The sequence below is a fragment of the Streptomyces sp. CB01373 genome, from assembly GCF_002803075.1.
Taxonomy (GTDB): Bacteria; Actinomycetota; Actinomycetes; order Streptomycetales; family Streptomycetaceae; genus Streptomyces.
On the sequence record NZ_NNBK01000003.1, the window covers coordinates 182,532 to 195,733 of the forward strand.

10 protein-coding genes are annotated in these 13,202 nt (G+C 72.1%); 5 read left to right on the plus strand and 5 right to left on the minus strand.

The genetic code is table 11. The features are described 5' to 3' along the window. Positions 1 to 25: 25 nt before the first annotated feature. The 3 genes from pstS to pstC all read right to left on the minus strand — a co-directional run bounded on the left by pstS (position 26) and on the right by pstC (position 4,534). Positions 26 to 1,771, minus strand: coding sequence for a phosphate ABC transporter substrate-binding protein PstS (gene pstS, locus CG719_RS37065; RefSeq protein WP_100567367.1), 1,746 nt, complete (start codon positions 1,769 to 1,771; stop codon positions 26 to 28). Positions 1,772 to 2,004: 233 nt separating this feature from the next. After that, entirely contained in the window at positions 2,005 to 3,303 is a 1,299-nt protein-coding gene (pstA, locus tag CG719_RS05605) for a phosphate ABC transporter permease PstA (RefSeq protein ID WP_100567368.1), read from the minus strand. A gap of 1 nt (position 3,304) precedes the next feature. Next, positions 3,305 to 4,534, minus strand: a complete 1,230-nt coding sequence (pstC, locus tag CG719_RS05610; RefSeq protein ID WP_267895323.1) for a phosphate ABC transporter permease subunit PstC — start codon at positions 4,532 to 4,534, stop codon at positions 3,305 to 3,307. A gap of 225 nt (positions 4,535 to 4,759) precedes the next feature. Here pstC and CG719_RS05615 point away from each other — a divergent pair, with 225 nt between their 5' ends. Continuing rightward, complete coding sequence (locus tag CG719_RS05615) at positions 4,760 to 6,874, plus strand: penicillin acylase family protein (protein ID WP_442802709.1); 2,115 nt, start codon at positions 4,760 to 4,762, stop codon at positions 6,872 to 6,874. Further along, positions 6,867 to 7,523: a GNAT family N-acetyltransferase gene (locus tag CG719_RS05620; protein ID WP_100567370.1), complete on the plus strand. Its 657-nt coding sequence runs from the start codon at positions 6,867 to 6,869 to the stop codon at positions 7,521 to 7,523. The genes CG719_RS05615 and CG719_RS05620 overlap by 8 nt, the downstream gene beginning before the upstream one ends. Before the next feature lie 38 nt (positions 7,524 to 7,561). On the opposite strand, the gene CG719_RS05625 is transcribed toward CG719_RS05620, so the two are convergent. Beyond that, a complete protein-coding gene (locus tag CG719_RS05625) occupies positions 7,562 to 8,776 on the minus strand; it encodes an acyl-CoA dehydrogenase family protein (RefSeq protein ID WP_100567371.1) in 1,215 nt (404 codons plus the stop codon). Between the two features lie 6 nt (positions 8,777 to 8,782). Continuing rightward, positions 8,783 to 9,805 carry a phosphotransferase family protein gene (locus tag CG719_RS05630; protein WP_100567372.1) on the minus strand — a complete coding sequence of 341 codons (1,023 nt, stop codon included), beginning with the start codon at positions 9,803 to 9,805 and terminating at the stop codon, positions 8,783 to 8,785. A 335-nt stretch (positions 9,806 to 10,140) separates the two neighbouring features. Between CG719_RS05630 and CG719_RS05635 the strand changes: the two genes are divergently transcribed. From CG719_RS05635 to CG719_RS05645, 3 genes are all read left to right on the plus strand, one after another. Further along, positions 10,141 to 10,437, plus strand: a complete 297-nt coding sequence (locus CG719_RS05635) for a hypothetical protein (protein WP_100567373.1) — start codon at positions 10,141 to 10,143, stop codon at positions 10,435 to 10,437. A 197-nt stretch (positions 10,438 to 10,634) separates the two neighbouring features. After that, complete coding sequence (locus tag CG719_RS05640; protein WP_100567374.1) at positions 10,635 to 11,825, plus strand: PP2C family protein-serine/threonine phosphatase; 1,191 nt, start codon at positions 10,635 to 10,637, stop codon at positions 11,823 to 11,825. 158 nt (positions 11,826 to 11,983) lie between these two features. Further along, positions 11,984 to 13,120, plus strand: coding sequence for an MFS transporter (locus CG719_RS05645; protein ID WP_100567375.1), 1,137 nt, complete (start codon positions 11,984 to 11,986; stop codon positions 13,118 to 13,120). The last annotated feature ends 82 nt before the right edge of the window (positions 13,121 to 13,202 follow it).

Genomic DNA, 13,202 nt, shown 5'->3' on the forward strand with positions numbered 1-13,202 from the left:
GCCGTCCTGCCTCTTGTGTCCCGGCTCATCGCTGGCCCCCGCTCGTGAACCGGTCGTGGCCGTCGCGGCCGCCGTTGCGGGCGGCGATCGCCCGGGAGACGACGGAGGGCAGCAGGACGAGCCCGAGCAGCAGCAGGGCGGTGATCAGCATCAGGGTCTGGGTGCCGGTCCAGCCGGGACGCCCGGCCACCGTGACCGGCTGGGCCAGGGCGATGGTGCCGTCGGCGACCGTGGCGCCCTCGCCCCCGCCCCCGCCGCCGGCCGCGCCGCCGGGCGCGAGGGTCTGCCCGGTGTCGGGGTCGACGGAGGGCTGTCCGGTGCCGTCCGGCCCGGTGCCGCCCGTGCCGCCCGCGCCACCGGTGCCGCCCGTGCCGCCGCCGGACGTGCCTCCGGTCGCCGAACCGCCCCCGGTGGAACCGCCGGTCGAACCGCCGCCCGTCGAACCGCCGCCGGTGGAGCCGCCGTTCGTGCCGCCGCCGGTGGACCCGCCCGAGGCGCCGCCCGAACTTCCGGAGCCACCGCCTGACTTGGCGCCGCCACTGCCCGTGGTGCAGGCGGTGGAGCCCTTCTTGTCGCACTCCGCCGGGTAGGGCGCGGTCTCCGCCAGCCTGTTGTGGCCGTCGGCGGTGAAGGTCGGGTTGTTGCAGCCCTTGATGTTGATGTTCTGGGCCTGCACACCGGGGATCCGGCGGATCTGGTCGAAGCCCGCCTGGACGAGGTTGATCGGCAGCGGCGAGTAGCCGAGCTGCGGAGCCTGCTGCTGGCCCTGGCACATGAAGTAGTAGGAGAACGCGCCGAGCGTCTTGCCCTTCTCCTTGGTGAACGTGCCCTGCACCTTCAGCGGCAGGATCATGTACGAGTAGCTGGAGAGCGGGTAGTTGCGCTTGTCCCGGTCGTTGTAGACGCCGTCGAGCTGCTGGGTGAGGTAGTCCGGCGAGCTCTTGTTCGTGTTGATCCTCGCCTGGAGGAGCGAGACGGCGACGTTCTGCGGGGTCGGTTCGGTGTAGTAGCCGGCGTGGTTGAGGACCTTGGCGACCGGGTAGTGCGCGTTGAGCGCGTACGAGTAGTTGACGTAGCCGATCGCGCCCTCGCCGTAGCTCTGCGACACGTACGCGGCGACACCGAGGTCACCGGACTGGGCGATCATGCCGGGGACGGTCGGGAAGTAGGAGGTCTGCCCGCACGCGCCGGAGCGTCCCACCTTGCGGCAGTAGTCCTGCCACAGGGCCTTGTGCTGGTTGGCCATCCACAGCGTGAACTGGGCCGTCGAGCCGGAACCGTCCGAGCGGACCACCGGGACGACGGGGCGGTGGGGCAGCTGCAGACCGGGGTTGTCGGCCTTGATCGCCGGGTCGTCCCAGGACTTGATGGCGCCGGTGAAGATCTTGGTGACCACGTCGCCGGAGAGCCGGAGGTTGGTGACCCGCTGGCCGTTGACCGTCAGGTGGTACATGAAGACGGTGCCGCCGGCCACGATCGGCATGTAGGCGTACGACCCGGCGCCCGGCCGCTCGGCGGCGGAGCCGTCGGTCGGGTTGGTCTGGAACGGGATGTCCGAGACCGCGAAGTCCACCGTGCCGCTGAGGAACTGGCGGCGGCCGTCGGAGGATCCGGTGCCGGCGTAGCTGATCCGCATGCCGTACTGGTTGACGGCGCGGCGCCACTCGTCGACGGCGTTCTCGGCCCAGGTGGAGCCGGCTCCGGCGATCGGGGTGTAGCTCTCGGCGGCGGCGGTCGCCGCGAGCGGGCCGGCCAGCAGCCCGGCGATCATGGCGAGCAGCGCGCACAGTGTCGTGGCAGGCAGTGTTCGCCCGTGAAGGAGCGGCGTCCGGTGCGTGCTGTCGGCGTGCCGGCCGGAAGCCCTCGTACTGGACGTACTTGGGCTTTCGGCCGGTGCGGTGAGAGCACGTGCCGGGCGTCGCGACGGGGCGAACGGTGCCTGCCGCGACACTGAGATCGCCGGCGCGCGTAGGCGGCGCGGACGAAGGGGCAGGTGACTGCGCATCAGTCGGTTTCTCCGGGCTTGTGTCCCAGGCCCTCGGTGGTGGGCCTGAAGGCTGTGGCGGACGGGTCGGTGGTCTGCGGGACGCTGTCGAACAACGGGAGCGCGGGAGCGTGGAGTTCGGTGAAGCGGTCCACGTCACGGCGTGAGGCGCGGGCCGCGCGGCGGGCCTGCCGGCGGCTGAGATGGCCGGGGCCGCGGCCGCCGATCACCCGGGCGACGGTGAAGAGCACGAGGACCAGGGCCATCAGGACCGCCGCCGCGCCGAAACCGCGGGCGATCTGCGCGGGCTCGGGCGACTTGACGAAGGTGAAGACGGCCAGCGGCAGCGAGACCATCGGTCCGTTCGTCGGGTTGGCGTTGACCGCCGCGATGTAGCCGGCGGTGAGCAGTACGGGCGAGGTCTCGCCGATGCCGCGGGCGGTGCCGAGGATCACCGCGGTGGCGAGCCCGGAGCGCGAGGTCGGCAGGACCACGTGCCACACGGTGCGCCAGCGCGGAGCGCCCAGCGCCTCGGCCGCCTCGGTCAGCGTGCCCGGCACCAGCCGGAGCACGACGTCCGCCGCGCGGATCACGATCGGCAGCATCATCACGCTGATCGCGAAGCCCGCCGCGAGGCCCGACTTCTGCATGCCGAGGCCGAGGATCCAGACGGCGTACACCATCAGGCCGGCCACGATCGACGGCAGCGCCGTCATGGCCTCCACGATGGTCCGGACGAACCGGGAGAAGCGGCCGGGGATCTGGTTGAGGTAGACCGCGCAGGTCAGACCCAGCGGCACGGTGATCGCCAGGGCGATCGTGATCATGATGAGGGTGCCGAGCATCGCGTGGGCGATACCGCCGTGGTCCAGCGGGTCCAGTGGGCCCGTGGACTGCATGTCCTCGGTGAGGAAGTTGAGGTGCCCCAGCGCCTCGTGACCTCGCCAGGCGGTGAAGCCGACGACGAGGGCGAGCGCGAGGAACAGCAGCGTGGCCGCTGTCCACAGCACCACGGTCATCACCCGGTCGCGTACGGCCTGACCGTCCTCCTCCAGTCCGGTCAGCACCGCGTAGCAGGCGAGGAAGGCGACGTAGGCGGTGACGGTGAACCCCAGCGCCCCGGAGAGCGGGGCGAGTTGGCCGAACAGCAGCACGGCGGTGCAGAACCCGGAGAGTGCAGCGCCGCACAGGGCGAGCACGCCCGAGCGGGTCGGGCCGCCGATCCGGCGTGGCTGGTCGGGGAGTTCGGTGGACCCGGCGGGGCCGGGGGGTGCCGAGTCCTCGACGCTGTCGTGGGCGGTGTCCTGGACGACGGTCATCTCATGCCTCGCTCTGTGCGCCGGAACGGGAGCGGGCCGCGATGGTGGAGGCGGTGAAGTTGACCGCCAGGGTGAGCACGAACAGCGCCAGGCCCGCCGCCATCAGCGCCGACATACCGAAGGGGGAGGCATCGCCGTAGTGCAGCGCGATCAGCGCGGAGACCGAGTTCGAGCCGGTCTGCAGGATGTGCGGCTGGATGACGAACACCGGCGAAATGATCATGTACACCGCGATCGTCTCGCCGAGCGCCCTGCCCAGCCCGAGCATCGTCCCGCCGATCATGCCGCCCTTGCCGTAGGGCAGGACGACCGCGCGGATCATCCCCCAGCGGGTGGCTCCGAGCGCGTAGGCGCCCTCGCGTTCGCCGGCCGGGGCCTGTGCGAAGACCTCCCGCATCACCGAGCACTGGATCGGCGCGACCATCAGGGCGACGACGATCCCGGCGATGAAGGTGGACGCGGTGTAGACGCTGGCGGAGGCGAGCGGGTCGCCCGGCTGGGTGCCGTCCACCGTGAACAGCGGGATCCAGCCGAACCAGTCGGACAGCCAGCGCGAGAGCCCGATCACGTTCTGCTGGAGGAGGAACAGCCCCCACAGTCCGTACACCACCGACGGCACGGCGGCCATCAGGTCCACCATGGCGACCAGGGTGCGGCGCAGCTTGCGCGGCGCCACGTCCGAGATGAACAGGGCTGTCGCGACGGCCAGCGGAACGGAGACGGCCACCGCGACGGCGGCGATCAGCAGGGTTCCGGTGAGTACGGCCGCGATGCCGAAGTTGTGGGCGTCCGGCTGCCAGGCGGCCGTGGTGAAGAACGAGAACTTGGCGACGCGCAGCGCCTGTCCGGCCCGCAGCAGCAGGAACAGGCCGACCGCCGCCATGATGGCGAGGACGACGACTCCGGTGGCCGTCAGCTGGAGGCGGAAGACCCGGTCGCCGAACCCGCGCGCGGCCCGGGGCCGCCGGGGCGACGGTTCACCCGACTCCGGTCGGGTGAAAGGCCCTTCGACGGGTTCCGGTCGTCCGGACTGCCCTCCGTCGGACCTCGATCTGCCGGACCTCGATCTGCCGGACCCCGATCCCTCGGACGCTGATCTGCCGGACTCCGGTCTGCCGGACTCCGGTCTGTCGGACTCCGATCTGTCGGAAACCGCCGTCTCGGACTCTGCTCTGTCCGGGCCCGGTCCGTCCGCATTCCTACCGCCGGGCCCATGGTGCGTGGCCGCCACCTGTGGTTCCCCCCACTGTGGAAACAATGTCGCCGCGCGATGACCGGTCGGCCCGCGCAAGGGAATTCAAGGGCCGGACCCTGTCGCCTCAACGCGCGTCGTGTGGCCGTCCGATGAACGGCACATGCCATTTCTGTGCGAGCCCTGTGCGCGCGTTCGAGTGCCTCACGCGGTGCGGATCCGTACGATTCCGCCAGGAATGAATTAGGTTAGGCTTGCCTAAACATGACGAAGGGGTGTGGGGTGGCGACCGAGGTCTACCGCGACGACTGGGGCATTCCCCACCTGCGTGCGGACGGCGTGGCGGAACTGGCCCGTGCCCAGGGCCGCGTCACCGCCCTGGACCGGTCCTGGCAACTGGAGGTGGAGCGGCACCGCGCACAGGGCACTTCGGCGTCCTCCCTCGGCCCGTCGGCCCTGCCCTGGGACCGGTTCGCGCGGCGCGCCCGCCTGGACGACACCGCGCGCCGCTGCTTCACGGCCCTGGAGCGGCGCGACGCGGAGACGGCGGACTGGGTCCGGGCGTACGTGGACGGCGTCAACGCCGGACTGACGGCCGCCGCGGCCCCGGAGTTCGCACGCGCCGGCCTCACGCCCGGCCGCTGGGAGCCGTGGACGCCCCTGGGTGTCTGGCTCGCCACCCACATCCTCTTCGCGGGCTTCCCCGCCAAGCTGTGGCGCGAGCAGGTGGTGACCCGCCTCGGCGCGGACGCGGTGGGCCTGTTCGCCACCGACGGCCCCGGCACCTCGGGCAGCAACGGCTGGCTCGTCGCCGGCGAGCGGACCGTCACCGGGCAGCCGGTCATCGCGGGCGACCCGCACCGCTTCATCGAGGAGCCGGGCGTCTACCAGCAGATCCACCTGGCGTGCCCCGAGTTCGACGTTGTCGGCCTCGCCGTGCCCGGCGTCCCCGGCATCGCCCACTTCGGGCACACCGGCACGGTCGCCTGGGCCATCACCAACGCCATGGCCGACTACCAGGACCTGTACCGGGAACGGCTGCGGCGCACCGGCGCCGGCGTCGAGGCGCTCGGTCCGGACGGCGTCTGGCGGCGGGCCGCCCGGCACACCGAGACGATCGAGGTGGCCGGAGAGGATCCGGTCGAGGTGGAGGTGCTGGAGACCGAGCGGGGCCCCGTCGTCATCGGCGGCCCCGAAGGGCTGGACGACGGTGCGGACGAGTCCGGCGCGGTCCCGGTCGCGATCAGCCTGCGCCACCCGCCCCGTGTCACCGGCGACCTCGGGTTCGAGGCCCTGCTGCCCCTGCTGCGGGCGCGCCGGGTTGCCGACGTCGACCGGGCCGTGGACCGGTGGGCCGAGCCGGTCAACGTCGTGCAGGCCGCCGACACCCGGGGCGGGGTGCTGCACCGCGTGGCCGGCCGGGTGCCGGTGCGGTCCGAGGCCAACCGGATCCGTGTGGTGCCCGCCTGGGAGCCCGGACACGACTGGCGGGGATGGCACGAGCCGCCGCGCGCCGGACTGACCGACGGCGTCGCCGTCATGGCCAATCAGCGCGGCCCGGCCGCCCCCCTGGGCGTCGAGTTCGCCCCGCCGCACCGCGCCGACCGCATCCGGGCCCTGCTCGACGAGCGCCGGCGGTGGTCCGCCGCCGAGGTCTCCGCGCTCCACACCGACACCTGGCTCGCCTCCGCCGCGCCCCTGCTGGAACACCTCGCCGCCCTCGACGGCCTGAGCGACGGGGCCGCCGCCCTGCGGGACAGGCTCCTACGGTGGGACCGCCACATGGACGCCGACAGTACCGACGCGGCCCTCTTCGCGACCGTGCGCTCTGCTGTCGTACGCCGGCTGGCGGCCCATCCCGCCTTCGCCGTGCTGGCCGACCCGCCCGCGTACCCCGAGGTCTTCCTGCCCTGGCTGGCCCTGCTCCCGCGCGTCGCCTACGCCCTCGAACACCTCCTGACCGCCGAGAAGTCGTACGGGATCGACCGGCCGTCCACCGTCCGCGAGGCGATCGAGGAGGCAGCCGCCCGGCCACCTGCGGGCACCTGGGGGGACACCCACCGCCTCGCCCCCTGGCGGGCGCTGCCGCCCGGGACGCCGTACGACGAACCCGGACTGTCCGGCGACCACGACTGCGTGCTGTGCACCTCCGCCGTCCCCGGCCTCACCGACCTGGCCGCGCGCGGTCCGGCCGCCCGCTACGTGTGGGACCTGGCGCGCCGCGAGGACAGCCGGTGGGTGGTCCCGTTCGGCGCGTCCGGGATCCCCGGCTCGCCCCACCACCGCGACCAACTGCCCCTGTGGCGCGCGGGAAAGCTCGTCCCGGTCGTCACCGACTGGGAGCGGATGAAGAAGGAGAGCGAGGAGACCGATGTCTGACGCGCACAGCGTGAGCACCGCGCACACCGTCAACGCCCCGCACCGCCCGTACGCCTCCCGCGAGGCCGTCCACGAGGAGTACCTCGACGGCTTCGGCACCGTTCGTGTGCTGCCGCTGGACGCGCGGGCCGACGCCGGGGTGGTCCACCGCTGGGTGAGTGAGCAACGGGCCGCGTTCTGGGGCATGACCGGTCTCACCGAGGAGCAGGTGGCCGAGATCTACGCTCATATGGCCACCCTCGACACCCACCACGCCTTCCTCGTCGCGAAGGACGGCGAACCGGTCGCCCTCCTCCAGACCTACGAACCGTCCGCCGACCGCGTCGGCGAGTGCTACGCCGTCGATCCCGGCGACCTCGGCATCCATCTGCTCCTGGCACCCGCCGCGCCGGGCGCCGAGCGGTCCGGGTGGACCTCCCGGCTGATGACGGCCCTGCTGTCGTACGTCCTCCTGGGCCTCGGCCGCACCCGTGTGGTGGTCGACCCCGACGTGCGCAACGGCAAGGCCGTCGCCCGCTTCCTCCGCGAGGGCTTCACCGCAGGACCCCTTGTCACCCTGCCCGAAGTGGACCTGCCGGACGTGTACCTGCCGGAGAAGAAGGCCCAACTGGCCTTCTTCTCACGCGAGGCGGCGCTGCTCCCCGCGTGACCCGGGCGCCGCACCGCCGGTGCCCCGACCACCGCGCGTCACAGGTACTTCTTCAACTCCCGCCGTGCCAGCGACCGCTGGTGCACCTCGTCCGGACCGTCGGCGACCATCAGTGTGCGCGCGGCCGCGTACAGTTCGGCGAGGGGGAGGTCCTGGCTGAACCCGCCCGCGCCGTGCAACTGGATGGCCCGGTCGAGGATGCCGACCACCGCACGAGGCGTGGCGATCTTGATGGCCTGGATCTCGGTGTGCGCGCCCTTGTTGCCGGCGGTGTCCATCAGCCAGGCCGTCTTCAGCACCAGCAGCCGCAACTGCTCGACGGTGACCCGCGCGTCCGCGATCCAGTTGTGGACCACGCCCTGCTGGGCCAGCGCCTTGCCGAAGGCGGTGCGGGACACCGCCCGGCGGCACATCAGCTCGATCGCCCGCTCGGCCATGCCGATCAGCCGCATGCAGTGGTGGATGCGGCCCGGTCCGAGCCGGGCCTGGGCGATGGCGAAGCCGCTCCCTTCCTCGCCGATCAGGTGGGAGACGGGCACGCGCGCGTGGTCGAAGACCACCTCGGCGTGGCCGCCGTGGGAGTGGTCCTCGTACCCGAAGACCCGCATCGCGCGCCGGACGGTGACGCCGGGGGTGTCGCGCGGCACCAGCACCATGGACTGCTGGCGGCGGATGTCCGGGCCGTCCGGGTCGGTCTTGCCCATCACGATGAAGATCCTGCAGTCCGGGTTCATCGCGCCGGAGATGTACCACTTGCGGCCGGTGATGACGTACTCGTCGCCCTCGCGCTCGATGAGCGTGGTGACGTTCGTGGCGTCCGAGGAGGCCACCTCCGGCTCGGTCATCGCGAACGCCGAACGGATCTCGCCCGCGAGCAGCGGTTCGAGCCACTGCTTCCTCTGCCGCTCGTCGCCGAACTGGGCGAGCACCTCCATGTTGCCCGTGTCGGGCGCCGCGCAGTTCAGCGCGACGGGTGCCAGGTGCGGGGAGCGGCCGGTGATCTCGGCGAGCGGGGCGTACTGGAGGTTGGTCAGCCCGGCGCCGTACCCGGCGTCCGGCAGGAACAGGTTCCACAGGCCCTGCCTGCGCGCCTCCGCCTTCAGCTCCCCGACCACGGCGGGTGTGTCCCACGGGGAGGCAAGCGCGGCCCGCTGCTCCTCGGCCACCGCCTCGGCCGGGTACACGTACTCGTCCATGAAGGCCAGGAGCCTGGCGCGCAGCTCCTCGGTGCGCGCGTCGAACGCGAAGTCCATGTCCGGTCAGCCTTCCTGAAGCGTGGTCAGTCCGTGGTCGATGAAGACGGGGACGAGGTCGCCGATGCGGTCGAAACCCCGGCCGACCGTCTGGCCGAGCGTGTACCGGTAGTGGATGCCCTCCAGGATCACGGCAAGCTTGAACCAGGCGAACGCCGTGTACCAGGAGACCGCCGAGACGTCCCGCCCCGAGCGCTCGGCGTACCGCTCGACGAGCTCCGCCGCGGACGGGTGCCCCGGAGCCTCGGCGGTGGTGGACACCGGCGAGCCGGGCATGCCCAGCGGCGTGCTGTACATCGTCAACAGGCCCAGGTCGGTCAGCGGGTCGCCGAGCGTGGACATCTCCCAGTCGAGTACCGCGGTGATCCGGTCGTCCGGGCCGAGCAGCACGTTGTCGAGGCGGTAGTCGCCGTGCACGACGGCCGGGGCGGGCGAGTCGGGCAGCGCGCGCCCGAGTGCCGCGTGCAGCTCGTCGACGCCGGCCAGTTCACGGTCGCGGGAGGCCGCCAACTGCTTTCCCCAGCGCCGCAGCTGCCGGTCCAGGAAGCCCTCGGGGCGGCCGAAGCCGGCGAGGCCCACCTCGGCGGGATCCACCGCGTGCAGCTCGACGAGGGTGTCCACCAGGGACAGCACGGCGTCGCGGGTGCGCTCCTCGCCCAGCGGGGCGAGTTGCCCCGCGGTGCGGTACGGGGTGCCCTCGACGAACTCCATGACGTAGAACGGCGCGCCGAGCACGTCCTCGTCCTCGCACAGCAGCACCGTGCGCGGCACCGGCACGCCCGTCGGATGCAGGGCGCTGATCACCCGGTGCTCGCGCCCCATGTCGTGGGCGGTGGCCAGGACATGGCCCAGCGGGGGACGCCGTACGACCCACCGCGAGGCGCCGTCCGTGACCGTGTAGGTGAGGTTCGACCGTCCGCCCTCGATCAGCCGGCCGGTCAGCGGGCCCCGCGCCAGGCCGGGCCGCTCCCGGTCGAGCAGCCCGCGCAGCCGGTCGAGATCGAGTCCGGGCGGGTGGTCGGGGCTCATCGTGACTCCTGGGAGACGAGACGACGTCGGGTGACCGGACCATCATGCCGACTGGTCGGTATGTCGTCCAGTGCCTGTCAGAGCGGCAATCCAGAAGGGTGCTGCACACGTAACCGAAGTACGGCTGCAACCTGGGGATACGTCCCTGTTCGGCTGGTTCTCGTGCAGCGGGGATCCTGGATGCGAGACCTGGTCCTCGAATGCGCGGGGCGACGCCCTCGACCGTGCCGCTCCATTGCGGCCGGGGTCTTGATTTCGTGCCCCAAGACCGCGCAGGGTCGGGCCCATGGGCCCATGGGCCCGACCCTGCGCGGCAGAAAGAAGAGTGCATCACCATGCGAGTAGAAGGGGCTATCAAGCGTCTCGTCGCGACGTCAGCCGTCATTCTGATGGCCGGCGGCGCTTCGATCGGCATAGCCGGCACGGCCGCAGCAGCAGCCCCTGCCGTGCACACTCATGCGACCACCAGCCGGTGCTTCGGCGACGACTGGCGGTGCTTCGGCAATGGTGGGTTCCGTTTCGACCACCGCTTCGACGATGGAGGGTTCGGCTTCGGCCACCGCTTCGACAATGGTGGGTTCCGCTTCGGCCACGGGTTCAACGGCGGCCCCGTCGTGATCATCGCGCGCTAGTAGCGGGTGCCGCTGGAACCAAAGGGGGCGTGCTCATCGCCGGCGCGCCCCCTGTCGTAGAAGATCCGTAGGCGTGCCGGTCCTGCCTCCCTGTCCAGGGGCGGACCGCCGATCCGGAGGGACACTGACGCTCAGTGGTGGCGCACGCGGATCCGTCACGATCTGCGGCGCTGTCCTGGAAGGTGTAAGCCGAGGGTATGAGTCTGCGGTGCCCGATTCCACACCGCCGGCGCTCGTGGCGGACCAGCGATGCGCTGTTGGCGCTGCCGCTCGGGCTGATCGGGGCCATCGCGCTGGTCGACGCGCTGACTCCGAACGGGGTGCCGCTGGGCCCCCTGCTGATCGTGGCGCCCGCGATCACCGCGTCCTTCGCGGGCGCTTTTCTCACCGGCGTGATCGGAGCCATATCGGTGGTGGCCCTGCTCGCCGTCAATCTGACCCACCCGGACGCCCGCCTGAGCGGTATGTACTTCGATTCGCAGATCATCGCCCTGGTGGTGGTCGCGGTGATCGTCACCCTGTTCCGGTACCTGCGCGAGCGGCACGGCCGTGAACTGGCGCAGGTACGGACCGTGTCCGAGGTCACACAGCGAGCGCTTCTGCGGCCGCTGCCCCGCCGGATCGGCCCGCTGTGGGTCGCCTCGGTGTACCTGGCTGCCGAGGAACAGGCGCTGATCGGCGGCGATCTTTACGCGGCCGTCCGCACCAAGGGGGCCACCCGGCTGATCATCGGCGATGTCATGGGCAAGGGCCTGACCGCCGTCGGTGATGCTGCGCTGTTGCTCGGCGCCTTCCGGGAGGCCGGGCACCGCCAGTCCAGCCTGCCCGGCCTGGTGGCCTACCTCGACCACAGCGTGCGCTGGAATCTGGCGGAACCCACCGATCAGGAAGCGGCGGGAGAGTGCTTCATCACCGCCGCGGTCATCGACATTCCGGACGCACTGCCGCAGATGCGGATGGTCACTTGCGGACACCCGCCTCCCCTGCTCCTGCGCGACGGGCAGGTCATCCCGCTGCGCGCCACCAGCCCCGCCCTGCCGCTGGGCCTGGGTGAACTGACCGACCCCGACTACCACGTCGACACCTTCACCCTGCTGCCCGGAGACCTCCTGCTCCTGCACACCGACGGCGTCGTGGAGGCCCGGGACGGAAGCGGCGTCTTCTATCCGCTGGTCGAGCGGGTCGCCGCCTGGGAGCAGGGCAACCCCCCGGAGCTGGTCCACCACCTGAGCGAAGACCTGCTCGCCCACGTCGGCGGGCGCCTGGCCGACGACGCTGCCATGATCGCCGTCCAACGCACTCCGCCGGCCGATCGCGAGTCCGAGCCTCAGACGCAGGAGGACTTGGCACGGACAGCGCAGGCCGGCGCAGGTCGCGCAGCCGGGTGATGCGGTCGAGGCCGCCGATCCTGGCAGTGCCGCGGCAACAGCCACGGCAGACAGTGACGGTGGGACTACGCCGAGCGCGTCCTCGCCGCCCTGCACCAGGCCCCGGAGGCGGAACAGTGAGCACGGACCCAACGGTGCAGGCGGCTCCGGCCCGGCACATGTGGCCGCTGTACGCCGCGGGCTTCACCACTGCCTTCGGCGCGCACGGAATCGCCGCCAGCCTCGGCGGCCACGCCCAGGGTGCGGTCACCTCGCTGCTGGTGCTCGGCGGCCTCCTCGCCCTGTACGACGGTGCCGAGGTACTGCTCAAGCCGCTGTTCGGCACACTCGCCGACAGGATCGGCGCACGCCCGGTCCTGCTCGGCGGGCTCATGGCCTTCGCCGCCGCGTCCGCCCTGTACGTCGTCGCGGACAGCCCCGGCCGGCTGTGGGCCGCGCGCCTCGGCCAGGGCGCCGCGGCCTCCGCCTTCTCCCCGTCGGCCTCCGCGCTGGTCGCCCGCCTCACCCCGGCGGCCAAGCACGGCCGGGCCTTCGGCAGCTACGGGTTCTACAAGTCGATCGGCTACACCCTCGGCCCGCTGCTCGGCGGAGTGCTGGTGTGGGCCGGAGGCCTGCGCCTGCTGTTCATCGTCCTGGCCGTGCTCGGTGCGGCGGTCGCCGTGTGGGCCGCGCTCGCAGTCCCGGTCGTCCCGCCGCTGCCCAGGGCCCGGCAAACGGTACTCGACCTGGTCCGGCACCTGGCCGACCCGGCCTTCCTCGCCCCGACCTCAGCCCTGGCCGCGGCGACCGCCGCACTCTCGGTCGGGGTGGGCTTCCTGCCGGTCTCAGGCCGGGCGGCCGGTCTGGGTACGGTGGCCACCGGCGCTGCCGTGTCGGTACTGGCCGCCTGCGCGGCTGTGGTCCAGCCGAAAGCCGGGCGGGCGCTGGACCACGGACGGCTGGCGACCGGTACGGGCATCGCGGCAGGGCTGCTGCTCACCGCCGCGGGACTGGGCTGTGCCATGCTGCCGGGTCTTACCGGGCTGCTCCTGGGTGCCGCGCTGATCGGCGCCGGAACCGGTCTGATCACCCCGCTCGGCTTCGCCGCCCTTGCCGCGAGCACCCCCACGGAGCGTCTCGGCCAAACCATGGGCGCCGCCGAACTCGGCCGCGAACTCGGTGATGCGGGCGGCCCGTTGCTCGTCGCGGCGGTCGCCTCGCTCACCACCCTCACCCACGGCTTCGCCGTTCTCGGCCTCATTCTCGCGCTCGGCCCGGCGCTCACGGTCCTACGGCGCCGGCCCGCCGGACGGTGAAACCCACACCGCCCGGCCCGGGCGGCCGACTCGGACAAGTAAGTCAAGCCTTACTTTTGCAGAAGTCTGGCCGCATAGTGGG